At 50.0% G+C, this 25,869-nt stretch carries 23 protein-coding genes; 14 read left to right on the plus strand and 9 right to left on the minus strand.

The window, feature by feature from the left end:
- The first annotated feature begins 31 nt into the window (after positions 1-31).
- The gene (locus H6F86_RS26290) at positions 32-1,201 is read left to right on the plus strand and encodes a PPC domain-containing protein (RefSeq protein ID WP_190452858.1); all 1,170 of its coding nucleotides are present in this window, start codon (positions 32-34) and stop codon (positions 1,199-1,201) included.
- A 335-nt stretch (positions 1,202-1,536) separates the two neighbouring features.
- Here the strand turns inward: H6F86_RS26290 and H6F86_RS26295 are convergent, their stop codons facing one another.
- The gene (locus tag H6F86_RS26295) at positions 1,537-2,928 is read right to left on the minus strand and encodes a malic enzyme-like NAD(P)-binding protein (protein WP_190452860.1); all 1,392 of its coding nucleotides are present in this window, start codon (positions 2,926-2,928) and stop codon (positions 1,537-1,539) included.
- Between the two features lie 165 nt (positions 2,929-3,093).
- On the opposite strand from H6F86_RS26295, the gene H6F86_RS26300 reads away from it, so the two are divergent.
- Complete coding sequence (locus H6F86_RS26300) at positions 3,094-3,561, plus strand: SRPBCC domain-containing protein (RefSeq protein ID WP_190452862.1); 468 nt, start codon at positions 3,094-3,096, stop codon at positions 3,559-3,561.
- A gap of 320 nt (positions 3,562-3,881) precedes the next feature.
- Positions 3,882-4,709, plus strand: a complete 828-nt coding sequence (locus tag H6F86_RS26305) for a DUF2993 domain-containing protein (protein WP_347241142.1) — start codon at positions 3,882-3,884, stop codon at positions 4,707-4,709.
- 133 nt (positions 4,710-4,842) lie between these two features.
- Here the strand turns inward: H6F86_RS26305 and H6F86_RS26310 are convergent, their stop codons facing one another.
- The 3 genes from H6F86_RS26310 to folD form a co-directional block, all read right to left on the minus strand.
- Entirely contained in the window at positions 4,843-5,298 is a 456-nt protein-coding gene (locus H6F86_RS26310) for a divergent PAP2 family protein (protein ID WP_190452864.1), read from the minus strand.
- Positions 5,299-5,387: 89 nt separating this feature from the next.
- Positions 5,388-6,314: a geranylgeranyl diphosphate synthase CrtE gene (crtE, locus tag H6F86_RS26315; protein WP_190452866.1), complete on the minus strand. Its 927-nt coding sequence runs from the start codon at positions 6,312-6,314 to the stop codon at positions 5,388-5,390.
- Positions 6,315-6,520: 206 nt separating this feature from the next.
- On the minus strand, positions 6,521-7,387 hold the full coding sequence (gene folD, locus H6F86_RS26320; RefSeq protein ID WP_190452868.1) for a bifunctional methylenetetrahydrofolate dehydrogenase/methenyltetrahydrofolate cyclohydrolase FolD: 867 nt from the start codon (positions 7,385-7,387) through the stop codon (positions 6,521-6,523).
- 280 nt (positions 7,388-7,667) lie between these two features.
- On the opposite strand from folD, the gene H6F86_RS26325 reads away from it, so the two are divergent.
- The 7 genes from H6F86_RS26325 (at position 7,668) to H6F86_RS26355 (ending at position 17,073) form a co-directional block, all read left to right on the plus strand.
- The gene (locus H6F86_RS26325; protein ID WP_190452869.1) at positions 7,668-8,009 is read left to right on the plus strand and encodes a hypothetical protein; all 342 of its coding nucleotides are present in this window, start codon (positions 7,668-7,670) and stop codon (positions 8,007-8,009) included.
- Entirely contained in the window at positions 8,006-8,485 is a 480-nt protein-coding gene (locus H6F86_RS26330) for an NUDIX hydrolase (RefSeq protein WP_190452871.1), read from the plus strand. Before H6F86_RS26325 ends, H6F86_RS26330 begins: the two co-directional genes overlap by 4 nt.
- Positions 8,486-8,969: 484 nt before the next feature.
- Positions 8,970-9,980, plus strand: a complete 1,011-nt coding sequence (locus H6F86_RS26335; protein ID WP_190452874.1) for a diguanylate cyclase — start codon at positions 8,970-8,972, stop codon at positions 9,978-9,980.
- 115 nt (positions 9,981-10,095) lie between these two features.
- Entirely contained in the window at positions 10,096-11,700 is a 1,605-nt protein-coding gene (locus H6F86_RS26340) for a pitrilysin family protein (RefSeq protein ID WP_190452876.1), read from the plus strand.
- 85 nt (positions 11,701-11,785) lie between these two features.
- Positions 11,786-13,270, plus strand: coding sequence for a pitrilysin family protein (locus tag H6F86_RS26345; RefSeq protein ID WP_190452879.1), 1,485 nt, complete (start codon positions 11,786-11,788; stop codon positions 13,268-13,270).
- Between the two features lie 226 nt (positions 13,271-13,496).
- A complete protein-coding gene (locus H6F86_RS26350; protein WP_190452881.1) occupies positions 13,497-13,940 on the plus strand; it encodes a polymer-forming cytoskeletal protein in 444 nt (147 codons plus the stop codon).
- A 190-nt stretch (positions 13,941-14,130) separates the two neighbouring features.
- Positions 14,131-17,073: a glycerol-3-phosphate acyltransferase gene (locus H6F86_RS26355; RefSeq protein WP_190452884.1), complete on the plus strand. Its 2,943-nt coding sequence runs from the start codon at positions 14,131-14,133 to the stop codon at positions 17,071-17,073.
- 408 nt (positions 17,074-17,481) lie between these two features.
- On the opposite strand, the gene H6F86_RS26360 is transcribed toward H6F86_RS26355, so the two are convergent.
- From H6F86_RS26360 to H6F86_RS26370, 3 genes are all read right to left on the minus strand, one after another.
- On the minus strand, positions 17,482-17,922 hold the full coding sequence (locus tag H6F86_RS26360) for a peptidylprolyl isomerase (protein ID WP_190452887.1): 441 nt from the start codon (positions 17,920-17,922) through the stop codon (positions 17,482-17,484).
- A 167-nt stretch (positions 17,923-18,089) separates the two neighbouring features.
- Positions 18,090-18,530, minus strand: coding sequence for an EVE domain-containing protein (locus H6F86_RS26365; RefSeq protein WP_190452889.1), 441 nt, complete (start codon positions 18,528-18,530; stop codon positions 18,090-18,092).
- 301 nt (positions 18,531-18,831) lie between these two features.
- Complete coding sequence (locus H6F86_RS26370; RefSeq protein ID WP_190452890.1) at positions 18,832-20,166, minus strand: hypothetical protein; 1,335 nt, start codon at positions 20,164-20,166, stop codon at positions 18,832-18,834.
- A gap of 169 nt (positions 20,167-20,335) precedes the next feature.
- Here H6F86_RS26370 and H6F86_RS26375 point away from each other — a divergent pair, with 169 nt between their 5' ends.
- From H6F86_RS26375 to H6F86_RS26385, 3 genes are all read left to right on the plus strand, one after another.
- Positions 20,336-21,667, plus strand: a complete 1,332-nt coding sequence (locus tag H6F86_RS26375; protein ID WP_190452893.1) for a cytosine deaminase — start codon at positions 20,336-20,338, stop codon at positions 21,665-21,667.
- A gap of 128 nt (positions 21,668-21,795) precedes the next feature.
- Positions 21,796-22,920, plus strand: a complete 1,125-nt coding sequence (gene pdxA, locus H6F86_RS26380; RefSeq protein WP_190452895.1) for a 4-hydroxythreonine-4-phosphate dehydrogenase PdxA — start codon at positions 21,796-21,798, stop codon at positions 22,918-22,920.
- Positions 22,921-23,327: 407 nt separating this feature from the next.
- Positions 23,328-23,549 carry a DUF4327 family protein gene (locus H6F86_RS26385; RefSeq protein WP_190452896.1) on the plus strand — a complete coding sequence of 74 codons (222 nt, stop codon included), beginning with the start codon at positions 23,328-23,330 and terminating at the stop codon, positions 23,547-23,549.
- Between the two features lie 190 nt (positions 23,550-23,739).
- Here H6F86_RS26385 and H6F86_RS26390 read toward each other — a convergent pair whose 3' ends face one another.
- Together H6F86_RS26390 and H6F86_RS26395 are read right to left on the minus strand one after the other, a co-directional pair.
- Positions 23,740-24,117: a hypothetical protein gene (locus H6F86_RS26390; RefSeq protein ID WP_190452898.1), complete on the minus strand. Its 378-nt coding sequence runs from the start codon at positions 24,115-24,117 to the stop codon at positions 23,740-23,742.
- Between the two features lie 103 nt (positions 24,118-24,220).
- Positions 24,221-24,562, minus strand: a complete 342-nt coding sequence (locus tag H6F86_RS26395) for a hypothetical protein (RefSeq protein ID WP_190452900.1) — start codon at positions 24,560-24,562, stop codon at positions 24,221-24,223.
- Between the two features lie 258 nt (positions 24,563-24,820).
- Here H6F86_RS26395 and H6F86_RS26400 point away from each other — a divergent pair, with 258 nt between their 5' ends.
- Positions 24,821-25,726 carry a cation diffusion facilitator family transporter gene (locus tag H6F86_RS26400; protein WP_190452969.1) on the plus strand — a complete coding sequence of 302 codons (906 nt, stop codon included), beginning with the start codon at positions 24,821-24,823 and terminating at the stop codon, positions 25,724-25,726.
- Positions 25,727-25,869 lie beyond the last annotated feature (143 nt).

Genomic DNA, 25,869 nt, shown 5'->3' on the forward strand with positions numbered 1-25,869 from the left:
ATAAAGCCGTTATTATTTCGTGACCAGACAAATGGCTATTGACCTTTTTGATGTAGATGCTTACCGTGCTGCCAATACAGATTTAGGTGCAGCAGGTTTAACTACCGATGAGCAATTGACCCAACACTTTCAAAACTTTGGGGTCAATGAAGGACGGTTCTTTTCCTTCTTTGCCAACCTGAGCGTCTATCGCTCTAGCAACCCTGACTTAGTAGCCGCAGGCTTAACAAGTAATCAACAGCTGCTTGGTCATCTACAGAATTTTGGTGTCGCTGAGGGTCGGCGCTTCTCTCAATATGTTGACATTGACTTTTATAGGAACCTCAACGGGGATGTTAACCAGGCTTATGGAGGAAATCGAGAGCTAATACTGGAGCACTTAAGCATCTTTGGTATCGAGGAAGGACGTTGGTTCTCCCCTTTTATGGGTACTAATGACAATATTGCTGACAATGTTAGTACTGTCGCAGGTTTAGATTATTACTTGTTTGCTAATAGTGATGTCTACAACGCAGTGAATGGCAGTCGGCTTGGCGCACTAGTACATTTAGAGCTTTACGGGATTAATGAGTCCCGTAGCTTCTCACCGTTTGTCGATGTTGGCTACTACTTGGCAAACAATGCGGACGTCAGTCAAGCCTTTAACGGTAATCAAGCGGCAGCTTTTGCCCACCTGGTAAGTTTTGGCGTGGATGAAGGACGATCCTTCTCTCCCGCCTTTAACGCTAGCGCTTACCCCATTGCGAACCCCGACTTAGCTAGCGCTGGCATTAACACGAACCGTCAGCGTTTTGAGCACTGGGTAACTTACGGTTTAAGTGACCGCCGTTCCGCTACAGCGGATCCTGGCAACACATTGGGCACTGCTCTGAGTCTGGGTTCTCCTAGCTCAGGATTCACTTACTTTCACAACTTCATTAGTGGTAGTGATACAAACGACTACTACCGCTTTACACTGACGACGACTCGTTTCGTTTCTGTTGATCTGTTTGGTTTAAGTAATGATCTAGATATTGCCTTGCGTAGTTCTAATGGGAGCTTGATTCAAGAGTCTACATTTAGTGGTAATGCGGCTGATTCAATCACTTTCAATAATTTAAGTGCTGGCACCTATTACGTTCAAGTTTTTCCAGGCGTTAATGGTGCCTCTAGCGGCTACGATCTATTCTTGACTTTCTTGGATTTTCTTGGATCTATTTGATTCACTGCCACACTTGAGACGTTTGGTATCACTACCTCTAGCAACGATCAAGCGATCGCTCCATTAATGAATGATCGCTTGATCACACTGACCAAAGTTGCAAACTCTTGCGCCTAATTCTATAGCTGCTGCCATAAACATAAGGACATTGGGAGCAAGGGGGGGTGGGCTTTGCCCTTAGCCAGCTTTCGACGTGAGCGCTCAAGCCGAAGAGGGTTTCAACCCCTGCACCCCGTCCTCACCAAATTGACTACGGCTATAATAATTAATCGTTGGTGTGTAGTACCAATGGACTAGAGACGGGCAGAGGCTGCTGAGTCAGTCCGATCGCTATATTAGGCACGTGCAACCCCATCTTGACGAGCTGCCTGTTGTACAGCCGCAGAAACCGCCGTTGCTACACGCTCATCAAAGACCGAGGGAATAATGAATTCGTGACTGAGGTCAGAGGGCTTAATTAAGGATGCGATCGCCTGTGCGGCTTCTAGATACATAGTGATTGTAAAGGTGGAGGCACGGCAATCTAACGCACCCCGAAACACACCTGGAAACGCCAGCACATTGTTGATTTGATTAGGATAGTCGCTGCGACCCGTTGCCATGATGGCAACATCCTGCTTGACCAGTTCAGGCTGGATTTCGGGGATAGGGTTTGCCATTGCAAAGACGATCGGGTCTTTTGCCATCGAGCGCACCATTGCTGGTGTAACAACACCGGGAGCGCTTACGCCTAAGAAAACATCGCTACCTTTCATTGCGTCTGCCAAGTTGCCGCTTTTTTCAACTGCAAAGTCTTGCTTTTGCGCTGTCAGATCAGCGCGATCGAGGGACAGAATACCTCTAGAGTCGCACATAACGATATGCTCTGCGCCAGCTTTACGGAGAAGACGGGCGATCGCCACCCCAGCAGCACCAGCACCATTAATCACAATGCGGACATCCGTCATAGACTTGTGTACCAGCTTTAGCGCATTAATGAGCGCTGCCAGGGTAACAATTGCCGTCCCGTGCTGATCGTCGTGGAACACAGGAATATCCAGTTCGCGTTGCAACCGGGCTTCGATTTCAAAGCAGCGAGGAGCAGCAATATCCTCCAGGTTGATGCCACCGAAAACAGGCGCAATATTTTTTACCGTTTCGACGATCGCATCGGTGTCTTGCGTCGCCAAACAGATGGGGAAGGCATCCAGCCCACCAAATTCTTTGAACAGCATGGCTTTACCTTCCATAACAGGCATTGCCGCTTCGGGACCAAGATTGCCTAAGCCCAGAACAGCACTGCCATCCGTGACGATCGCCACAGTGTTTTGCTTGATCGTCAGCGTATGTACCTGCTCTGGATCTTCAGCAATTGCCGTACAAATCCGTCCGACTCCCGGTGTGTAAGCCATTGCTAGATCTTGCTGCCCCCGCAATGGAATGCGGCTCTCCACGGTGATTTTGCCGCCGCGATGCAAATCAAAGGTACGATCGTACACATTCAGCACCTTAATGTCGGGTAGTGCCTTAACTGCGGCGACGATCGTCTCTGCATGTTCGGTGCTAGCAGCGTCAATGGTAATATCTCGCAGTGAAAGCTGGCGTGTCTGCTCAATCAGATCAATCTGACCCATATTGCCGCCCAGGCTAGATACTGCCATTGTCACCGATGCCAACATACCTGGTCGGTTTGGCACCTGAAAGCGGATAGTAAGGCTAAAACTGGGATTAGGAGTAAGGTTGGTCATGGGCGTGTGGGTATTGTAGATTGTCGCCTTGAGATTAGCTTAATTAACGTCGAGTCGAAAGGTAAAGCCCGCAAAAGCGTTCCTAGCTTAAAGGAATGTTTGACCCGCAATTGTACCAAGTCACACCAACTGCCTGGATGTGATTTCTGTGAAGTGTTGTTCACTATGCCCAGTCTCTACGCTGAAATTGAAATCAATGCCTCCCGGCGCAGGGTTTGGCAAGCATTATTGCGCAAAGAACAGTGGCTGTACTGGAATACGTTTCTCTATGACTGCGACTCAAACCAAACATTTGAGCAAGGGCAGGAGGTTTCGCTCTCGCTGCGCCGTAGACCGGGCGATGAAGAAACTGAGTTTCAACCACGCATCACGCTGGTACAACCAGAGGTTTGCCTGAAATGGGTTTCATCCATTCCTGGGTTTGCCAATGAGCATATCTTTCAGCTTCAGGAAACAGGACGCGATCGCACTAAATACATTCATCAGGAAAATTTCTCAGGACTGCTCACACGAGTTTTCTATCCCTTTATTCGTCAGGACGAGCAACAAGGCATCCGCCGTATGGCACGGGAGCTAAAACGCTATGCAGAATCTCCATCTAGCGCTTCGTCTAATGCGTTTAGGAAAGGATGAAAAGGATGTTTTGCTTTCGACCCAAGCTGGAGCCGAAGGAGTTTTGAGTTGAGTCGTTCCGATCCCAGTGTTCCAATTCGCAATCGCCTATCACAATGCTGTCTTTCTGCCCTTAAGCACAGTACGATCGAGACATGCAATAGAGCTAGAAGATAACTTTTGCTAATCGAATGCTGGGAAAACCTTAATCATTCGCGTGTCAGGCAGTAGGATCACTTGCCATAAGCTTGATACAGAGGTGTTTGACGAACCTCAACTGATGACATTTGCTGCCAGAAGTAACAAAAAAGGCAGAAAACAATTGTCGGTTTCTTCACAATTTGTTACAACTTAGTGAGACAACCTTCGGGACTAAAGATCGCATGATTGGTGGCTTTACTGCACCCCCTACTGGTACTGACTTTGGTGAGCGTATGCTCAACAAGGTCGTCAGCCAATCGATTCGCCATCTGTTCTCCCAAAGCGAGTCAGTGGACGTTTCGATTCGATGTTCGCCTTCTAGCAAGCTGCTGCAAGGGAGCATTGATAACTTTAAGATGAACGGGCGTTCCCTCGTTATCCGAAAAGATTTTTGGGTTAAGGAAATGTCGTTTGAAACGGATGCCGTTTCGATTGACTTTAGCTCTGTTTTAGGTGGCAAGATTCGGTTGAGGCAGCCGACTCAGGCGATCGCTCAAGTCGTACTGACCGAAGAGGGCATCAATCATGCCTTTTCATCTGAGTTGGTTAAAAAACGGCTTTTGAACATTGACACGCCTGAGCTGACAAACCTCTCTGGTGGTGAACCTGTTTCATTTACAGATGTCAACCTCCAACTGTTGCCAGATAGCAAGATTCAGATTTTTGCTAAAACTGAACTACCTAATGGCACTGTGCCGATTAGCCTTACGGCAACGTTAGCAGTTGAACGCCGCCGCCGCATCTCGTTCCAGCAGCCACAGTTTAACGAAGCTGTTGTGCCCGAAGAACTGAGAGGTATTTCACGCGTCATGACGCTGGCATTCGCCGAAATTCTCGACAATATGGTGGATCTAGATCGTTTTGACCTAGATGGCGTAACGATGCGGATTAATCGTTTGGAGACTCAAGGCAAGACGCTGGTTTTTAGCGGCTATGCCCAAATTGAGCATTTTCCTGGTAATGGGTAGTTGCAGCAATTAAATCGGTAAGTATAGTGCTTGCCGATTTGTGCAGCTATGTAATGGTAATAAATATGGTTACGGCATGTGGAAACGGCTGTAAAGCATCTCCTTCGTCAGAACTGTCTTGACTTAGGCTACTTTAGTAGGCTATTTCGGCGATCCAGGAGATTGCTACCCCCAGAATTAAGCCAGCAATGACCTGAACAGGCGTATGACCCAGCAACTCTTTCAGGCGGGCTTCGTTGAACTGCTGGTCTTCCTGAAAGAATTCATCAATGATCTGGTTAAGAATACGTGCTTGCTTGCCAGCCGCTTGTCGTACACCAGCCGCGTCATACATAACGATGACGGCAAAAATAACCGCGATCGCAAACTCTGAGCTTGCCCAGCCAGAGGTTTGACCGACCCCCGTAGCCAGTGCAGCTACGAGCGCAGAGTGAGCACTTGGCATACCGCCAGTTTCAACCAGCACTCGCAAATTAACTTTGTGCTGTTTGGCTAACTCGATCACAAGCTTCATTGCCTGAGCAACCAAACAGGCGATTAGTGAAACTAGCAGTACCTGGTTGTGGATAATATCGCCAAAGTGCTGCATATGTTTTGCGTTAGAGGAAAAATAAAGAACAAGGAGAGAAGGCTAAAGGTGAAAGAAGCGCGTTCATCTTGTAGCCATTAACGTTCCAATTAGTGGGTGCGCGCCGTGATAAAGTCCGCGATCGCAATCAGTGGCTTGGCACGATCGCCAAAGCCAGCCAGTTCTGCCTTGGCTTTCTGTACTAGCACCTGTGCTTGCTGTTTGGACTCCTCTAATCCCCAGACGCTAGGATAGGTTGCCTTTTGCGCCCGCAGGTCTTTACCAGCCGTCTTACCAAGTTCTTCCTGGGTTGCCGTGATGTCCAAAACATCATCCACGATTTGAAACGCCAAACCAATGTGCTGAGCATAGTGGGTTAGGCGCTGCAAGTCAGCATCACTCACGCCTGCCAAAATACTTCCCGACGTCACTGAGGCTTCCAGCAAAGCGGCCGTCTTATGGTTATGGATGAAGTTGAGCGTTTCCAGGCATACTTCAGTCTTGCCTTCTGATTCCAGATCGACGACTTGCCCACCAACGAGACCCGCTGCCCCTACGGCTCGACCCAAAATGGCGACAATCCGCAGGAGGCGATCGTAAGGCACATCTTTTGTCTCGATCGCAACGTGTTCAAAGGCGTACGCAAGCAAGCCATCGCCTGCCAAGATCGCAATATCCTCGCCGTAGACCTTATGGTTAGTCAGCTTGCCGCGACGATAGTCGTCATTGTCCATTGCGGGTAGGTCGTCATGAATCAATGACATCGTATGAATCATTTCCAACGCGCAGGCAGTCGGCATTGCCATTTCGATCGTGCCACCAATCAGTTCACAGGTTGCCAGACAGAGAATCGGTCGTAGCCGTTTGCCGCCCGCTAAAAGCGAGTAGCGCATCGCTTCATAAATTTTCTCTGGATAAATGACTGGGAGGGAACGATCGAGCGCCGCTTCTACAAGCGTCTGCCGTTCTTGTAGATAGGCTGCCAGATCAAAATGGCGTTCCTTTTGGGACATCTGCCGTTTGTCCGATAAAACCATTTTTCTATCTCTCCCCCATTCTCACTTCAGTTACAACACAAGCACACGGATTGATCGCTTTTCAATCATTTTTGTCCCTCAATCATTCTACGGAGGTTTCTGCACGCATGAGCCATTGACTAACAGACTGTTGCAACAGTACATCAGCAACGGCAGCTAATGACCGCTACCTAAGGTGGCGGCTGGCACTAACGTACAGCCCTTTTTTACCGCTCACGATAGCTTAGTACTGTATTTTGCAGCAGCATAGCAACCGTCATGGGACCGATCCCGCCCGGTACTGGTGTAATCATTTTCGCGATCGGCTGCACAGAAGCAAAATCTACATCCCCGACCAGTCGGGCTTTACCTGTAGCATCCGTGACTCGGTTCATGCCAACATCGACCACGATCGCTCCCGGTTTAACCATTTCAGCCGTAATTAAGGCTGGGCGACCCACGGCAACCACGAGGACATCAGCCGTCCGGGCGATCGCGCCTAAATCAGGCGTACGTGAATGGGCGATCGTGACAGTAGCATCCGCTTCTAACAGCATTAATGCCTGCGGTTTACCCACTAGAATGCTCCGCCCAATGACGACTGCCTGTTGCCCCTTCAAATTCACCTTGTAAGCCTCTAACAGACGCATCACCCCAGCGGGCGTACAGCTACGCAAGCCAGGTTCACCCCGTACTAAGCGCCCTAAATTCACTGGATGTAGCCCATCGGCATCTTTAGAAGGTTCAATTTGGTTCAGCAACGCGACCGCATCCAGATGGTCGGGCAAAGGAAGCTGTACAAGGATGCCATCCACCCGATCGTCACGGTTAAGCGTTGCGATCGCCTGCTCCAACTCAGCCTGGGTCGCTGTGGCTGGAAAATGCTGACCAAAAGAGGCAATACCAACATTGGCGCAAGCTCGCTCTTTATTGCGGACATACGCCGCACTGGCAGGATTATCACCCACCATTAGCACTGCCAAACCGGGGGGTCTTCCCATGTGCACTTGTAAAACCTGAACCTGCTGCATCAGCTCGGTTTGCAGGCCGTTAGCTAAGGCTTTACCATCAAGCAATTGAGCAGTAGAAGACATACGTCAAACTTAAGACAGCGATCGCTGTCGTACGAGTGGTCAAAGGCTGGTCAAATACCGTAAGACTGTGTTAACACAGCGTTAGGCTGTCCACCAGTTTCGCAGATCCAGCGTCCTTTTTCGTCAAACCCTAGAGGTTAGAAGTGCGATGGCTTTTTTAAAGGCTCAATTATTAAATGTTCAAAGCAAGGGGGCGATCGCTTTTCTGTGCGTGAGCCTCGTCGGGTGCACATCTCTCAGTTGGTCAAAAACGGAGAGCAGTGGCGTTCAACCTGTGAACATGTCACTTAGCACAGTGACCATTGCCGACATTAAGCAAACTTCAGCCAACACGATCGCTCAGACTAAAAGTGTCCAACTGAAGGGTCGAGTCAGCAACCATGCTCCCCTGCTGGGCAAAAGTGCGTACGAGCTTCAGGACATGACAGGCAGTATCTGGGTAATTGCCACTGAACCGATCCCCGGCACAGGCGATGAGGTTGTTATTCAAGGCAAGCTACTCTACCAAAGCATTCCACTTAATGGCAAAGAACAAGGCGATTCCTATGTCGAGCAACAGCAACTACTTCAGCGATCGCCAGCAGTGAAAAGCGATCGTGGGGGGATGAGGAATAAGGGATGAGCCAGGATCAACGGCATAGGGTTGCGATCGCAATCCTGCATCAGAATGACAATTTTTTGCTACAGCTTCGTGATGACATTCCTGGTATTTTTTACCCCGGTCATTGGGCACTGTTTGGCGGACACATTGAACCAGGTGAAAGCCCTGATGCTGCGATCCGGCGAGAGTTGCTAGAAGAAATTGGCTATGCACCCACTACCCTGACTCAGTTTGACCTGTATGAAGATACGCAGGTTGTTCGCTATGTTTACCAGGGAGAACTGGGTGTCGCTCAAAGCCAGCTTGTGCTCAATGAAGGATGGGATATGGCGTTAGCGACTCCTGAAGAGATTGGGCGGGGCGATCGCTATTCAGAGCAAGCAAAGCAGGTGCGTCCCCTAGGCAAACCCCATCAGCGCATCTTGCTAGATTTTATCAAACACACCAGCGCTCAACACACCTGCATGGGACGCAATGGCAGCGAGGGCACTGGCTAAGGTATTCCTATTAAAGTCGTCAGACGCTGGTCGCTAAAGGACATATGGTATTGCAGTCTGACACGCCATTGTGAAGCCTTCTTCACGGTTGAGTTTTGCCTACTGTGAGACTGCCCCTGAGCGCAGCAAGACAAGCATGACGGTTCGCCGCCAGTAAAGATGGGCATTCTTAAGAAATAGTAGCGATCGCAAACTGCCGTAACATTTCTTTGTTAAAGGCGTCTGGTTTTAAAAAGCAAGACTCTCCAGAGAGTCGATTGCCAAGCTATAAAACTACGCTAGCGAAATAATTGCTTCTGCTAGCCTTGCGAAACTGATCGCCATCTACGTGTATCACTTTTTTAGAGTGTAGATTTATACTTAACGATTCGGGGTACTGCTCCCTTCTGCTAGATGGTCTATGATCTATACCTTTAGCAATGGAAATCCCAGTACCCTAGTGGAGTAATGAACCCGATTTCCCAACTAGGCTGCTAAAACGCCAATGGACGCTTCGATTCTATTAGTCGGAGGTGATGACTTTCTAGCAACACTTCTAGTTCGTATCCGTAACTTGGTGAGTTGTACAGTAGAGGTCGCACCCAGCCCTAACGAGGCTATGCCACTGATCCAGGCGCAGCAGCCAGATCTGGTTATTCTTCAAGGGAATCAGACGGTGAGCCTGGAGCTTTGCCGCCAAATTAAGGAGCAAACCCGCCTTGCTTGGATCTATTGCCTACTATTGGATCTCCCTACATCAAAGCTGGCAGAGGCATGGCAAGATGACTTTTGGATCATGAAGTGTCGCGCTGAAGCGCTGGAAAATGGTGCAGATGCTTATCTCTGGCTTCCCCAAAGCGATGCCAATGGTGCAGCCCTGCCAAAGGATACGGTCATGCAGCAAGACCGTCTTTTAAGCGCTCAGATTGCTTCTGGGCTGCGTATGGTAAAGAACCACCGCGAGTTGATGCGTACCAACGATATTTTGTCGGCGATCGCCCTTTCAGACCCGCTGACCGAACTCAATAATCGTCGTGCCCTTGATTGGGAACTACCCCGTCAAGTACAGAACTCGCGTTCGCGTTCGGAGCAAATGAGCGTACTTATGCTGGACGTAGACTATTTCAAAAACATCAACGATACCTACGGGCATCCGATCGGCGATCGCGCCCTACAGTTAATCTCGGGTCGCCTACGACATAACTTGCGGTTTCGCGATACGCTCTTTCGCTACGGTGGCGAAGAGTTTGTCATTCTCTTGAGCGGTACAGATGCACAAGAAGCCTTACTGGTTGGTCGTCGCCTCTGTCGGCTCATCGGCGATCAACCGTTTGCAGTCAATGATGATCTCAACCTTGAGATGACTATCAGCGCTGGTGTTGCTTCTCTAAATGATAGTGATGACTCGAAGGGTGCTAGCCTCTTGCAACGCGCTGACCAAAACTTGCTAAGGGCAAAAGCAGCGGGACGCAATCGAGTAATTGGGGGGCAGGAAGGGCTAAAGGATAAGGGCTGAAAGCTGAAAGCTGAAGGCTAAGTTGGGTTTGCTTATTGACACCACTGGTTGCTAACCACTGATCCCTAGTTCCAAGACCGAGTTATCCTGGAAGTTCTGCTTACTGTGGTTGTTTATGCTCCAGACCCGTCGATCGCGTCCATCATTGTTTTCTGCTGCCTGGTTGTCTCCTGCAAGCATAGCCAGAACCATTGTGCTGCTACTGTTGCTGCTAGTCGGCTGGAGTACGGTGCCAGCAGCAGCATGGGCACGCACGGAAACGGCACCAACGGCTCAGCAAACGCCAGCGCAGTCGATTCAGCCATATCTCGATCGGGTGATTCAACAGATTACAGAATTTCGTTTGTCGAATGGCATGAAATTTATTGTGCTGGAGCGGCATCAGGCTCCAGTGATTTCGTTTCTTACCTATGCTGATGTTGGGGGTGCTGATGAACCAGACGGGAAAACGGGAGTCGCGCACTTTCTAGAACACCTTGCCTTTAAGGGGACAACCCGCATTGGCACGGTCGATTACAAAGCAGAAGCACCGCTACTAGACAAGCTCGATCGACTAGCAGCACAAATCCAGACAGCAACGGCGCAAGGACAGAAAGCAAAACTGGACACGCTTAAGGCAGAATTTGCCAAGGTGGAAGCAGCGGCTGCAAAGCTAGTGAAGCAAAACGAGTTGGGGCGCATTGTTGAGCAAGCAGGCGGCGTAGGGCTGAATGCCAATACATCGACCGATGCCACACGCTACTTTTACAGCTTTCCCTCTAACAAGCTGGAACTGTGGATGTCACTGGAGTCGGAGCGGTTTCTAGAACCCGTTTTTCGGGAATTTCACAAAGAGCAAGATGTGATTTTAGAGGAGCGGCGACTGCGGACGGACAATTCGCCGATCGGTCAAATGATTGAAGCCTTTTCGGATGTTGCGTTTAAGGTGCATCCCTATCGGCGTCCGGTAATTGGCTATAACCAGGATATTCAAGGGCTGACTCGCAAAGATGTACAGGCGTTTTACGACACGCACTATGCGCCAAATAATCTGTCGATCGCGATCGTGGGCGATGTGAACCCAGCCGAAGTGAAGCGGCTGGCACAGCTTTACTTTGGTCGCTTTAAGGCAAAACCGGCACCGCCAGAAGTGGTAGCTGCCGAGCCTGCCCAAACAGAGCTACGCGAAGTCACGCTAAAGCTGGAAACGCAGCCGTGGTATCTCGAAGGCTATCACCGTCCGGCTCTCAAGCATCCAGACGATGTGATTTACGACATGATTGCCAGTATTCTCAGCGAGGGGCGCACGTCACGGCTGTATCGATCGTTAGTCGAAAAACAACAGTTGGCGCTTAACGCGGCTGGCTTCAGCGGTTTTCCGGGTAATAAGTTTCCCAATTTGATGCTGTTCTATGCGCTGACGGCTCCAGGGCATACCGTCAATGAAGTGGCAGCCGCGCTACGTGTAGAGATCGATCGTCTGAAAACTGAACTGGTGTCAGTGACCGAACTCGATCGTGTGAAAACGCAAGCGCGAGCAGGCTTGTTGCGATCGCTCGACTCTGATATGGGCATGGCGCAAGCCTTGTTGGAATACGACGTCAAAACTGGCAGTTGGCGTAACTTGTTCAAACAAATCGACGAAATTGCAGCCGTTACTCCACAGGCAGTACAGCGCATTGCCCAGGCAACCTTCGTACCCCAAAACCGTACGATCGGCAAACTGCTGCCGAAAGCCTAAAAGCAGTAGCTAACTTAATGACAGCAGCAGCCAGATTTAAAGCAGGCGTTGCTCAACGTGAACCTAGCCCTAGTGAGACGAACAAATGACAGCAGACGCTAAAAAGCAGAAAGTAGCAAAAACGATCACGCTGGTCTTTTCCTTTGTGCTGGTGCCGCTCATTCTGCTGTTCATGGCATTCCGTCCGGCAGTAGCAGAAACACCGAAGCATTATACAGACTTGACGTTTGCACCGCCGCCAGAGTTGAAGCTGCCAGATTACACACGCTTCAAGTTGGCAAATGGCATGGTGGTTTATCTAGTAGAAGACCACGAACTACCATTAATTAATGGGACAGCGCTGATTCGCACAGGTGATCGTCTGGAGCCGTCAGACAAAGTGGGGCTAGCAGAATTGGTCGGGACAGTGATGCGATCGGGCGGCACACAAAAACATACCGCCGATGCCATCAACGAATTTTTAGAGCAACGGGCGGCATCTGTAGAAACAGGGATCGGCGATGATGCTGGCAGTGCTGGGTTTGACACACTTACGGAAGATTTGCCAGAAGTCTTTGCACTGTTTGCTGAAACGTTGCGACAACCTGCGTTTCCCGATGACAAGCTCAACCTGGCAAAAACGCAGCAGCGCGGTGGCATTGCCCGTCGGAATGACGATCCAGACTCGATCGCCAGTCGTGAATTTCGCAAGCTAGTCTATGGCGATCGCAGCCCCTATGCTCGCTTTGTGGAATATGCCACCCTCGCTAACGTCTCGCGTGATGATCTTGTCAGTTTTTACCAGCAATACTTTCACCCAAACAATATTCTGCTGGGCATCGTCGGTGACTTTGATACGAAGTCAATGCGTCAGCTTGTCGAAACGACATTTGCGGACTGGAAGCCTGTAACGGCAGCACCCCCAGCATTGCCAACAGTGGAGCAGGCAAAAAAAGGCGGTGTCTTTTTTGTAAATCAGCCCCAGCTAACGCAAAGCAATGTGCAGATTGGTCATCTGGGTGGACAAGCAAACAGCCCCGACTATCCTGCGCTATCGGTTATGAATGAAGTGCTAAATGGCTTTGGCGGGCGACTATTTAATGAGGTGCGATCGCGTCAGGGGTTAGCGTATTCAGTCTATGCCTATTGGGGGTCGCGGTATGACTACCCTGGGCTTTTTGTAGCAGGTGGACAGACCCGATCGGATGCCACTGTACCGTTCATCAAAAGTGTGCAGGCAGAAATCCAGAAAGTCCGCACTGCGCCTATTGCCCCCGTAGAGCTTGCCTTTGCAAAAGATTCAGTGCTCAATTCCTTTATTTTCAACTTTCAACAGCCTGAGCAGACGCTTTCTCGCCTACTGCGTTACGAATACTTTGGCTACCCGGCTGATTTCATTTTCCGCTATCAAAAGGGTGTAGCTGCAACGACGATCGCCGATGTGCAGCGCGTTGCCAAAACCTACTTACAGCCAGACAAAATCGTCACGCTAGTAGTTGGCAATCAAGCCACAATCAAACCATCGTTAGATACTTTGGGGCAGCCCGTAACGACACTCGACATTACCATCCCAGCCCCAAGTAAGAGCTAGGCACTGTCTAACATCACGCTGCTTTTACTGGCAAAGCTGCAATGCAGTTGTAGAGCAGCCGGTTTCAGCCAGTGATGTATAGCGCGCAGCATAAGTTTTTACTGCCAAAGTCTTAACTTTAGGTAAGGAGATGTGCCATGATGGCGGCGAGGAGCGAGAAGGCAATCAGTGCAGGTTTCACGCTCATACGAACGAGTCCGCGCGAGTCTTACCCTCAGAGAACAATATGTTTAGAAAAAATACGCCTCCACCCTCAAAAGTCCTACCAACCTACATTGCGCCGAACAGCGAGTTTCAGGGCACCCTGCACGTTGAAGGCGATCTGCTTGTGGATGGTATTGTTCATGGCACGGTCGAAGTGCAGGGCGATATGCAGATATCGGAAAGCGGTCTCATTGAGGGACCTGAGGTACGGGCTAAGAACCTGACGGTGTATGGAGTGCTCAAGGCGCGAGTGCTGGTAGAAGGGAAGCTCACGTTAAGTCGTACGGCTCGGTTAGAAGGTGATGTCACTGCCAGTGCCCTTAGCGTTGAAGAAGGCGCATTCTATGTCGGCTACATTGACACAGGCGAGACACGATCGCTATCTGGGGGGAGAACGCGACCGGAACTAGTTGGTACTGGCGATCCTTATGCTGGCGATGCTTATACGGGTGGTCTTGGTGGCTGATGCTTCTAGCAATTAATTTTTGGCAAATCTCCGACTTCTTTATCTAGCCCTAATTAGATTGCTCGTAGCTGATGCAGCAGTCGGGAATCTAGGATCTAACCTGCGTCACAGACACCCAACGTCTTTGTTCGTGTCATGATTGGCTTGCCTGAACCCGAGGCAGTCGGGAAGCTAGAATCTAATTGACATTATGACGCTAACGCAAGTTTGGGGTGCGCTGCTGCTTTTCATTGTCTGTCCGCTGTTGGGCGGGCTGCCCCTCATCGCTTGGACAACCTATGCTCTGACGCGACGACAGCTAGCCAGGTTGGGCACTGGCAACATTAGCGTTTCAGCCGCTTTTTACCATGGTGGACGAGTAGCAGGCATTGCGGCAGTTTTGTCGGAAGCGCTGAAGGGCATTGCTGCCGTTTTGCTGGCGCGATCGTTTTTTCCAGCCGATCCTGCCTGGGAACTGGTAGCACTCATGGCACTGGTAGTCGGGCGCTACTGGTTTGGCAAGGGAGCAGGAACGACGAACGTTGTATGGGGCTACGTTGTTCACGACCCGACCGCCGCTGGCTTTGTCTTTCTCATTAGCGGTATTAGCTTTACTGTTCTGCGTGAACGGCAACAGGGGCGACTGAGCGTTTTAGTCATCTTTCCCCTCATGACGGCGTTACGCCATTCCTCTGATCACGCGCTTATTGGAGCTGCGATCGTCCTTGCAGTTCTGTTGGGCTGGATTTATACAAAGCTTCCCGATGACCTGGATTTAGCTCCAACATCGGCTCAGTCAGGGTCTAAAGCAATGTTCAAATTTTTTCGGAGCGATCGTGCTATCCGCTCTTTAAATGATCCGTTAGATGTTCGTAAGGTCGGGCAAAAAGCCGCAACACTCGCACAGTTGAAGCGATCGGGCTATCCCGTACCGATGGGCTGGGTGCTGAGGCCTGGTGACGACCCAGAGCCGCTAGTAGAGTTACTCAACCCGTCTCCAAAAGCACCGCTCATCGTGCGATCGTCAGCTGTGGGCGAAGATTCGGAAACTGCATCGGCAGCAGGGCAGTACGAATCGATTGCAGGCATCGTTCGCCGTGAGCAGTTATTACCTGCTATTTCTCGTTGCTTTGCCTCATATAACGAACCCGGTGCTGTGCAATATCGCCGCGATCGCCAGCTTCCTGATGCCGCCATGGCAGTCTTGATCCAGCAGCAGGTACGAGGAGTATTTTCCGGTGTCGCCTTTAGCCGCGATCCCATTGCGCGACAAGGTGAGGCGGTAGCGATCGAAGCCCTTCCAGGCAGCGCGTCTCAGGTAGTATCAGGACAAGTTACACCTGAAAGCTATCAGGTGATGGTACCTGCAATTGACGTTCAGCCTGCAACGGCTCAGACTCCAGCAGATTGGCAGCTGCCGGACGATCGCACTCTGGCAATCAACGGTAGTGGCGCTGTACCACCACGGCTCATCCAGCAGGTCGCATTTTTGGCAAGACATTTAGAGGCGCAACGCAGCATTCCCCAGGATATTGAGTGGAGCTATGATGGTCAGCAACTTTGGCTCTTGCAGGCGCGACCAATCACCACACTGCTGCCGATCTGGACGCGCAAGATTGCGGCGGAGGTGATTCCTGGGTCGATTCGTCCCCTTACCTGGTCAATTAATCGTCCTCTTACTTGCGGCGTTTGGGGCAACCTCTTCACCCTCGTCTTGGGCAAGCGTGCCGAGGGTTTAGACTTCAATGAAACTGCCACGCTGCATTACTCCCATGCCTACTTTAATGCCTCACTGTTAGGACAACTGTTTCGACGGATGGGGTTGCCACCTGAAAGTCTAGAGTTTCTCACACGCGGCGCGAAGTTTAGCAAACCACCGCTGCAATCGACACTGCGAAACGTACCTGGACTTCTGCGTCTAGTCGGTCGAGAATGGCAGCTAGAGAAGGATTTCCAACGCGACGATCGTCGTCAATTTGCACCTGCACTGGCAGAGTTTTTTCAACAACCAGCCTCTGAACTTAAGCCAGCAGAGCTTCTTGCAAGGATCGATCGTATCCTTAACCTCCTTCAAACGGCTACGTACTACAGTATTCTGGCTCCCCTTAGCGCTGCCCTCCGCAAAGCCATCTTTAAGGCAAATGATGAACAACTAGACAACAGCGATACACCAGAGATTGCGGCATTACGATCGCTTCAGGCATTAGCGAGAGAGGCGCGAGCTTTTCTGGAGAAGCAATCAGCAGTCAGTGGTCAGCATTCAGTAGAAGCATTGTTCACCCTGTTGACACAGTCGCCTGAAGGACAGGTAATCTTAGCTCGGTTTGATACGCTGTTGGAGCAATACGGCTACTTAAGTGAAGTGGGAACTGATATTGCAGTGCCAACCTGGCGCGAAGATCCGCAGCCTGTGCGATCGCTCTTTACTCAGTTTTGTCAGGATTTACCACCAATTGCATCTCCAGTCGATCGCCAAAGCGGCAACGTGAAGCGAGTACAACGTCGTTTGACGCTGAAAGGACGAGTAACAGAGGTCTATAGCCGTTTGCTTGCAGAACTGCGCTGGAACTTTATGGCGCTAGAGCAACTCTGGCTAGAGTCAGGCTTGCTGGCAGGAGCGGGAGATATCTTTTTCCTAGAGTGGGAGGAGATTCAGCGATTGGTAGAGAGAGGAGAGGGGAGAGGGAAAAACATTCAGAAGCTAGTAGAGGGACGACGATCGCAATTTGAAGCCGATCGCACCCTTGAAGCAGTGCCCTATCTGGTTTATGGGAATGATCCGCCTGCTCCAACCGTTAGTTCGCACAATTGGCAGGCATCACAGCAGTTGCAGGGCATTGGAGCAAGCCCGGGACAGGTAGAGGGCATTGTCAAAGTGGTGCGGAGTTTGACAGCGTTGCCAGAGATTGATCGCGAAACCATTCTCGTTGTGCCATACACTGATTCTGGCTGGGCACCGCTACTGGCAAGGGCGGGAGGACTCATTGCAGAAGTGGGTGGAAGACTATCGCATGGGGCGATCGTCGCTCGTGAGTACCGCATCCCTGCCGTCATGGACATTCAAAACGCAACCCAATTGCTACAAGATGGTCAGCGCGTTCGCATTGATGGGCAAAAAGGTACTATCGAGATTCTCCCAGCTATAGATGAATAGCTGTATGAAAAATAATTAGAACAGTGATAGTGGCTTTTAAAAAATAAGCTCGGTTGCTCAACATGATGCTAATGCACCTGAGTTTATTCTTGATTGTTAGGAGGAGAACAACAGCTCTCTTAAGCAAGTAATTCGGTTTAAGATATGCTTCTTATTTTGGTCTACCTGAAGCACCTAGTTTGATTCTTTTCTTCCATGCCTAACGGCTTGATCTAGTGCTTGAGTTTGCCAGTTGTTTTTAACTAGTTCTACTACCTATCAAGCTGTTAAAGATGTTCCAATCTTCGCTCCAGCTTACTAAAACAGAGATTTAAAATTCTTAGTTAAAAGCGATCGCTTTTCTGAAGGGCGAAAGGCGTTCACCCTTCAGCTTGAGACAAATTGATTACAAGTGAGCGTCAAGCAAAATTAGACGATATCAACTAATTTGATATCGAACGTGAGGGCTTCACCTGCCAAGGGATGATTTGCATCCAGTGTCACAGCGGCACCAGAGACATCAGTGATCACGACGGGTAACACTTGCCCATCTTGCTGCTGAAGCTGAAGCTGTTGCCCAACCTGGGGTTCAATTTCGGCTGGCATTTGCTGGCGATCGACGACAACGACCATATCTTCTAAATGCGGACCGTACGCTTCGTCTGTAGGAATGACCTCTGTTTTTGCTTCACCCAGACTCATCCCGACGACCGCTCGTTCAAAACCAGGGATAATGCTACCGGAGCCAAGCGTAAACTCTAGCGGTTCGCGATCGTTCGAGGAGTCAAACACTGTGCCATCATCCAGTTTGCCAGTGTAATGAACTTTGACCGTATCGCCAATTTTTGCTTGTGTTGTTGCTTGTGTCATTCTGCTTCTCCTTTCGTTAGCAACTGTATCAGTAATGATGCGATCGCGTGCAGCTCTCGCCTCCCTTAAACTTTTTTTAGATCAATCGAGTTTTTCAATGTGGTAGAAAAACATCGCTTTCACGATAGCTCTACTATGGGTGAGCACAAATCATTCAAAAGTCCAGGTCAACACTTATCATCTTTATCACTATTGAGGCATTGACAGACCTGCTGCCATTCGTGGTGTGAAACTTTAAAGTTAGTGCTGTGCGGTGCCCGAAGCACCTGTAGGTTGCTCAGAATAGGGTCGTAACGTAGTCTGGCTTTGAGCAGAGGGTAATTTAACAGTTTGTGCGTAAAGCGAACTGGGGCATAGAATCTGCCCATTGCTCGCATTGGTAGCAACCAGTAGTTGAGATCGGGCGGCTGTTCAACAAAATGGGTAGAGTGCGTCACCTCAGCAAGTGCGTAAATGCCCGCTTCCTTGCCTGCAACCCAAATAAGCACACGATCGCCTACTGCAATTTGGTCAGCGTACCGAGTCACTAGCCAATGCATGCCCTTCAACTCTCGAATGCCGTCGATAATGCGACTGTACTTGGGATTTGCCTGAAATAACCAGTACATTACGCAACCTAAAGGGCTGAAAATTCAACTTGAAGGCAAAAAAAAGCAGCCTACCTACCCGGTGACAGACTGCTTAATTAGAAAGATGATGAGCTTCTCAACACTTCGATGATCAACTAGCTACTCTCATTAACGCTTCTACCTTCTGGTAGATTCCGTCTTGTGTACGGGTGTGATTGAGCGTTTGCTTTTAGAGGAATAATCAATGTATCAACCAGCTCCAGGTTCGCAACAACCCCAGCCTTTAAGTTGGTTTTTTACCTATGACTGCTAGCTGCTAAATATAGTAGCTACTCGTCGATCAGCGCTGGAAACCTTTTTTAGCCTTTTGTCCCTCTTTCTCTTTTGGTTTAGTTTTGCTGACTTCCTTAAGTGCTTCTTGAAACAGGTCATGTAGATGGAGAGGGACACTGGCAATTTCGGGCAGTTCGGGCTGTAGCGGTTTTTTGTGCTGTTGCAGCAGTGCATCCAGGTCAGCTTTTAAGTCAAAGGTGGGACGATCAAGCACCGATCGCAACACGTTTTCTAAAGCAACTGGATGTGCCTCGGCTAACCGATGCCAGATAAAAGCATTGATAGTGGCATCGTCTAAGTATTTACGAACCAGCTTTTCGCCACCGGGTACACTCTGCCAGTCCTCGGCTTGAAGTAACGTTTCAAACTGAGTATAAGTTGGCAAAAACATTTGTCCCCAGCGGGGATGCGCCAGCACAGTGACGTTTTCTGCCTTTTTCAGTTCGGGCGGCAGATCAATTTGGGGCGTTACCATTTTGGCAGCAGTTTCTTTGCTCTTTAGCATGGTTGAAACCGCTTTGGCATCGGCTCCCATCGTTGCGGCTGCCTCCTCAATTTCTGCCTCATCCATGCCCGCTTCTGCGGCTAGATCAGCCAGCGATTTTGATTCATCAATACCGGCTTCTGCCAGTTGCTTCTTGGTCAGTACGTCCTGAAATTCAGCAATTTTCTTACCAAGCTGATAGCCTGGCAGCGTTATGGCATCACTACCAAAAAAGTCCAAAAAGTCTTGATGGTAGCGTTCGACCGATCGCCATGCTTCCTCTAGCAGTTCTGGCGCGTCGCTGTAGAGCGACTCTTTATAGTTCTGCTTGAAGTTGCCGATCGCCACTGCTAGCTTTGGTTTGCCCAGGTTGCCCATTGCCTTCCACGGCGCTGAAAACGTCCAATACGTTTCGGTGATCGGTGCAATTTGAGTTAGCAGAATTTCACCGAGCTTAAACCGCTGCATTTCTTCTAAGACGGCAGGATCATTGGGCTTGACGGTGTAGGGCTTTGCGGTCAGCCAGTTCATCAACTCAAACCCATCTGGCAATTTTGCTGTGACGGCAAATAGCCCCACAAAGCTTTGCTGCCAGCTTTTGAGCAGTTTTTGATCGCTCTCCGATAGATCCTCTGCCTCTGCCAGAAACAGGTCGATCGGCGTTTGATTTTCTACCGTTCCTTCGATCACAAAGCGATCGATGACCAGCGCTTGCTGATGTTGATCGGGCTGCTGCGATCGCGCTAACTGCTCTGCGGAATAGCGCTCTAGGGCGACTGCCAGCTCTCCTTCAGCATCTAACACAAAATCGACTAAGGCTTGTTTCAGTGGTCGCGATCGCGCCAAAATTGCATCCACAGGCTAACCTCAATACGTTTCTTGCCAGCATACGCCTTTAGCATCAAGACAGGCAAACATTTACAGATAGACTCTCTGTAGTAGGGATGTTCTATCTAATCCCCCTGTGGATGAGAATGAGGCTAGCCACTTTAAAGCAGCCCACTTCCCTTTTACTGAGATATGCGTCATGATCCCGGCTTCCGATCGCTATTGGCTGAGAAACGCTCATATCCCACAACCGCTGCTAGACCAGAGCCAGCCCATACTTGCAGGGAGCACTCAAAATCTTCAATTCACTAACCTGGAACCCAGTGATTTTTTGCAGGTCGATCTTAAAATTGACAACGGCACGATCACCGCGATCGCCCCTGCTGGACAAGTGATCGACGACAGCCCCTCTGCCGATCTACAAAACGGTATTGTCTTTCCCTGCTTTGTCGATCTGCATACGCATCTTGATAAAGGGCACGTTTGGGAGCGGGCACCAAATCCTGATGGCACCTTTAACAGCGCGATCACCACCATACAAACCGATACACGGCACTGGGATGCAGACGATCTGTATCGTCGGATGTCGTTTGGGCTGAAGTGCAGCTATGCCTACGGCAGCAAAGCTGTCCGCACACACATTGACGCTTCTGGTGAACAAGCGGCAATTAGTCTAGATGTTTTCAAAACCCTTCAAGCAGAATGGTCAGAGCGGCTGTTGTTGCAAGCGGCTTCCCTGGTGCCACTAGAGTATTACCTCACGCCAGCAGGCGAACAGCTTGCCGATCAGATTGCCGCCGTGGGTGGCATTTTAGGCGGGGTTGCCTACATGAATGACGCGATCGCGCAACAGGTCGATCGCGCTTTCACGCTGGCAAAAGAACGAAATCTTGCGTTGGACTTTCACGCAGACGAGACGGATGATCCAAATTCGGCAACATTGCGCGTCATTGCTGAAACCGCTATCCGACATCAATATCAGGGGCGAGTCGTCTGTGGACATTGTTGCAGCCTTGCCGTGCAATCAGACGAAATAGCAGCAACGACGATCGCCCTCGTTAAGCAAGCCGGGATCGGCATCGTCAGCTTGCCAATGTGTAACCTTTACCTGCAAGATCGGCAAGTTCGTCGTACACCTCGTTGGCGGGGTGTCACGCTGTTGCACGAGCTACAGCAAGCTGGAGTGCCCGTTGCGATCGCCAGTGACAACTGCCGTGATCCCTTCCACAGCTTTGGCGACCATGATGGTCTACAAGTATTTAGCCTCTCAGTCAAAATTGCCCATCTAGATCGTCCTTACGGTACCTGGTGTCGCTCTATTACCACCACTCCGGCAGACTTAATGGGTTTGCCGACAGTGGGACGTATCGGCATAGGTTTGCCTGCCGACCTCGTTTTGTTTAAGGCGCGCCGCTATAGTGAACTGCTGTCTCGCTCTCAGCACAATCGCACGGTTCTTCGTGCTGGTAAGGCGATCGATACCACACTACCCGACTACGCCGAACTGGATGATGTTCTTACCAAAACATAGAAAGGTTCAAAAGGGTAAAGAAGTAGATGAGGGTCACTGCAAATACCTCTAAAGCAATTGATCAAAGCAAGGTAGCGCTAGATCTCGCTACAGTAGTTTTTGAGACGGATGAATGACGAAAATAATTAATGCTATCCGATACAAAGACCTATACGCCTCAGTTAGCTGTCACTCTCGGTGATCCAGCAGGCATTGGTACAGAAGTAATCCTCAAAGCCTTGGCGGCTCCACTTGCAGGTTGCGTCGTCACACTTGTGGGCAGTCGATCGCACCTCGTAGTCACCTATCAACAATTGCGATCGCGTCATCCAACGCTGCCCCTGGCAAACCCAGACAATTTGCAGATCCTCGATAGCACGCTTGCTCCTGACCTTGAGCAGCAAATTGCGATCGGTCAGGAAAGTGCTGCCAGCGGAGCCGCCAGTTTTCAATATCTCGAAACGGCGATCGCCCATGCTCTCTCTGGAGCTTTTCATGGCATCGTCACGGGACCAATTTCTAAAGCTGCCTGGAGTGCTGCGGGTCATCCATACCCCGGACAAACGGAATTGCTGGCAGAACGAGCAGGGGTCGATCGCTTTGGGATGTTGTTTGTTGCTCGATCACCGCACACAGGTTGGACCTTGCGAACGCTGCTTGCCACAACCCATATTCCTCTACGCGACGTTGCAGATGCGCTCACCCCTGCCTTGCTGACCCGTAAGCTCGATCTATTGCTTGATTGTCTGCGACAAGACTTTGGGCTAGAAACACCACGAATAGCGATCGCGGGACTCAATCCTCACAGTGGCGAACAAGGCAAGCTGGGGCACGAAGAGCAAGATTGGCTGATCCCCTGGCTCGAAGACACTCGTTTGCGGTTGCCGCACCTTCGATTAGATGGACCCACGCCACCCGATACACTATGGGTCAAACCAGGGCAAGCGTGGTTTGGCAGCACCCAGACAGCGGCAGCGTTTAATCCTGCCGACGCTTATTTAGCCCTCTATCATGATCAAGGACTGATCCCAGTCAAGCTGATGGCATTCGATCAAGCAGTCAATACGTCGATCGGACTACCTTTCGTGCGGACATCCCCTGATCACGGTACAGCCTTCGACATTGCTGGGCTGGGCATCGCAGAAGCAACCAGCATGAGAGCAGCACTAGAACTGGCAGTCGCACTATGTCACGAGCGCTATAAAACTGGGAACACTGAAACGTCTGACCAGCTCTCTAGTGGCAGCGCTAATGTAGCTGTTACAGGCATTTAGTAGCAGCAAGGCTCAAACCGGCAATCTACTTAAAACAGCGATCGCCAGTCGACCATCACACATCAGCCGTAACGGGCTGGACTCATAGCAATTGTTAATCGGTCGTAATAATAATTTAAATCTGTCCCTGAATCTACTGAGGGAAGGCTATTTCAGTTCAAGAGTGACAACAATTGAGTTAAGGTTTGATGACTTTTTCAACGGTTCTTAATACAATCAAGGAGGATTTAGCGCGAAAATGAAAACTGATCAGTATACAGGACTACAGTCCTCCTCGTTAAATCCTAAGCTTGAGTTTTTATCTATTGCTACCGCTTCTATTCCTACCGCTACAGTAACCTTGGGTTACGCTGCCAAGCTCCTCCACTTTTATCAAAGCTCCATTAACCAATACAAGGGTGAGATCCATGCTTCAATCTGCACAATATTCTCTTAGTGTCATCCAAGACGAAGCGCGTGAACTTGTTCAAAAGGGTATGGTCAGCCGTCATCAGCCGATCTATATTCTCTGCCAGTTCATTCCAGCACGCGAGTGGGCATCCATCGAGTGCGAACTTGAGCGCTGCAACTTTCTACTGCGCGATCGCATTGGCGATTTAGTCGGTCGTGAGCAGTGGGACAACGACTAAGCGATCGTCTTGCCCCACTGCTCAGCATTAGCGCTATGCCTATACCTTTGGAAATTATTTGAGGGATGTTGATCCCTCACAAATATCCCTCAAACGGGAGCGTTGTAGCCGCTACTCGCTTGTTAATCAACCTCAACCCGACTCTGACGGAGCTAACTGAGTAGACGCAGCTTAGTGATCATTCGTTCCACTAAGAGGGTGCGTTTTGGTTTCTGAGTGTTTCCAACTCAGCACGCATCGCTGCAATCTGCGCGGTTAGCTCCTGCAACTCTAGCTGGATTTCAGGTGCGGCAGATGTCGTAGTAGCGGTTGTACTAGTCGTACTTGAAGCTGGAGGCTGGTTATTGCGCTGAGCCAGAAGCGTATCCACAAAGTTACGAGCCTCCTGCTCTGTAACCTCACCCTTTTGTGCCCATTCGGATGAGAGTACGCTCCACTCCTGATTCAGCTTTGAGAGGTTCTCATGACGTTTCTCGGAGTCTTGTATCACTTCTACTAAAGATGCTGTTGCACCAAGTGTGACGCGAAAACCGTTCTGAAGCAGTTGTACAAGATTGTCAGCATTCATTTCAGCCACGTCCTTTACTAGCGATGCGAATAGTCTAAGCCCATTTTTTTCAGAACTTCGATTTGTGCAAAAATTCAATGCCAAAATCGACGTTCTTTTTCACTTAGGATTGCTCTAAATATTGATTGATGTCTTCTATCAGACGGCTGAGTTCCGCTTCTGTTGTTAAACGAATGCGATCATCTCTTACCGTGATCAAAACCTTAGCGGCAAAGGGCGTTGCCCAAATGTTAGGGTTGCAAAAAATTTCGAGAAACACATCACCTGTGTACTGATACTCCATTGGCTTTTGCGGCGTAGCGCGACTGCCAGGGGCTGTCTTTACGGCTGTGGCTTTGAGGCGATCCATTAACTGAGAGAGTGCCGTTTGCAGCTCTTCGGCAGCCTGGGGCGTAAAGCTGATGGCAACAGACCCCTCTAGAAGATTGATAGTGAACCGAGACATAGCTGCTTACACTCAACGGTCGGCACTCTAAATAGTACTGGTGATAGTAACTGAAAAGATCTTCTCTTTACGAATGGGCTACTTTCATTACCGCGAAGGCTTAGCTACCACTAGGGCATCATGCCACTAAACGGCTGCTGCTATTGAATGATCGTAACCGCCGCCAACTACTGCGAATCTTTGCCTACAAGCGCGTCATGCCAGTAGTGCTGGCGCGATCGCTGCCCTACAGTAAGGGGAATGAGTTTGTTTAATGCCGTGGTTGCAGATAATCGATCGCAGGTTCGGAAGGTGTTGCTAATCACCCTGCTGCTTAACCTATTTGTGATGGTATTGAAGGCTGGCATTGGCTGGCTAACTGGGTCGCTTAGTTTGATAGCAGATGCGCTGCATAGCGTGACCGACAGCGCAAACAACGTTTTGGGGCTAGTTGCTAGTCGGTTTTCATCGCCCGAACCCGATCGCGATCATCCTTACGGACATCAAAAGTTTGAGGCAGTTGGTGCCTTAGGCATTGCTGCCTTTCTGGGGATCGCCTGCTTTGAGATTTTGCAGGGCGCGATCGAAAACCTCTTGAAACCCAACCATGTTCCAGTAAAAATTTCGCCTCAGGAACTCTGGCTGTTGTTGATCGTGCTGGGCATCAACATCTTTGTTGCCTTCTACGAACGACGGGAAGGGTTGCGTATTGGAAGCGCCATTCTCATTGCCGACGCGAAACATACCATGAGCGATATTTGGGTCACGATCAGCGTGATCGGCGGTTTGATTGGCATCTGGGCATGGGGACTCCAATGGCTTGACGTGGTGCTTGCCTTTCCAGTCGCGTTGCTAGTCTTTTTTAGCGGGTGGTCGGTGCTCAAAGAGAACCTGCCGTCCTTAGTCGATGAAATGGCGATCGCACCTGAAGCCATCCACGCGATCGCCATGCAGGTTCCCGGTGTCATTAACTGCCATGACATTGCATCTAGAGGGGTTGTGGGTCGGCAAAGCTTTATCGAGATGCACTTAATTGTCAGTGCAACTGACGTCGAAACGGCTCACCAAGTTACCGAAGCTGTAGAAGCTAAATTGGCAGAGCGCTTCAGTCCAGTTCGCGTTCTCATCCACCTTGAGCCGCCGTCTTACACATCAGAGCAGATCACGTATGAACCAAAAGCTTGAAGTGAAGCGGTCGATCGTCAATTAGCTTCTATTTTCTCTTAAAAATATGAAAGCCCCAGGTTGCCCTGGGGTTTTGGAGTCATCAGCTCTTTGCACTATTGAAGTTAAAAGAAATCGCGACGCTTTTACTCTACCTAAGGGTG

Source organism: Phormidium sp. FACHB-592, assembly GCF_014695795.1.
Taxonomy (GTDB): domain Bacteria; phylum Cyanobacteriota; class Cyanobacteriia; order Leptolyngbyales; family Leptolyngbyaceae; genus Stenomitos.

Bases quoted from the DNA above. Each gene is read 5' to 3' on its own strand.
- H6F86_RS26290 (WP_190452858.1), top strand. From the start codon at position 32: ATGGCTATTGACCTTTTTGATGTAGATGCTTACCGTGCTGCCAATACA.
- H6F86_RS26295 (WP_190452860.1), bottom strand. From the start codon at position 2,928: ATGACCAACCTTACTCCTAATCCCAGTTTTAGCCTTACTATCCGCTTT.
- H6F86_RS26300 (WP_190452862.1), top strand. From the start codon at position 3,094: ATGCCCAGTCTCTACGCTGAAATTGAAATCAATGCCTCCCGGCGCAGG.
- H6F86_RS26310 (WP_190452864.1), bottom strand. From the start codon at position 5,298: ATGCAGCACTTTGGCGATATTATCCACAACCAGGTACTGCTAGTTTCA.
- crtE (WP_190452866.1), bottom strand. From the start codon at position 6,314: ATGGTTTTATCGGACAAACGGCAGATGTCCCAAAAGGAACGCCATTTT.
- folD (WP_190452868.1), bottom strand. From the start codon at position 7,387: ATGTCTTCTACTGCTCAATTGCTTGATGGTAAAGCCTTAGCTAACGGC.
- H6F86_RS26325 (WP_190452869.1), top strand. From the start codon at position 7,668: ATGTCACTTAGCACAGTGACCATTGCCGACATTAAGCAAACTTCAGCC.
- H6F86_RS26330 (WP_190452871.1), top strand. From the start codon at position 8,006: ATGAGCCAGGATCAACGGCATAGGGTTGCGATCGCAATCCTGCATCAG.
- H6F86_RS26335 (WP_190452874.1), top strand. From the start codon at position 8,970: ATGGACGCTTCGATTCTATTAGTCGGAGGTGATGACTTTCTAGCAACA.
- H6F86_RS26340 (WP_190452876.1), top strand. From the start codon at position 10,096: ATGCTCCAGACCCGTCGATCGCGTCCATCATTGTTTTCTGCTGCCTGG.
- H6F86_RS26345 (WP_190452879.1), top strand. From the start codon at position 11,786: ATGACAGCAGACGCTAAAAAGCAGAAAGTAGCAAAAACGATCACGCTG.
- H6F86_RS26350 (WP_190452881.1), top strand. From the start codon at position 13,497: ATGTTTAGAAAAAATACGCCTCCACCCTCAAAAGTCCTACCAACCTAC.
- H6F86_RS26355 (WP_190452884.1), top strand. From the start codon at position 14,131: ATGACGCTAACGCAAGTTTGGGGTGCGCTGCTGCTTTTCATTGTCTGT.
- H6F86_RS26360 (WP_190452887.1), bottom strand. From the start codon at position 17,922: ATGACACAAGCAACAACACAAGCAAAAATTGGCGATACGGTCAAAGTT.
- H6F86_RS26365 (WP_190452889.1), bottom strand. From the start codon at position 18,530: ATGTACTGGTTATTTCAGGCAAATCCCAAGTACAGTCGCATTATCGAC.
- H6F86_RS26375 (WP_190452893.1), top strand. From the start codon at position 20,336: ATGATCCCGGCTTCCGATCGCTATTGGCTGAGAAACGCTCATATCCCA.
- pdxA (WP_190452895.1), top strand. From the start codon at position 21,796: ATGCTATCCGATACAAAGACCTATACGCCTCAGTTAGCTGTCACTCTC.
- H6F86_RS26385 (WP_190452896.1), top strand. From the start codon at position 23,328: ATGCTTCAATCTGCACAATATTCTCTTAGTGTCATCCAAGACGAAGCG.
- H6F86_RS26390 (WP_190452898.1), bottom strand. From the start codon at position 24,117: ATGAATGCTGACAATCTTGTACAACTGCTTCAGAACGGTTTTCGCGTC.
- H6F86_RS26395 (WP_190452900.1), bottom strand. From the start codon at position 24,562: ATGTCTCGGTTCACTATCAATCTTCTAGAGGGGTCTGTTGCCATCAGC.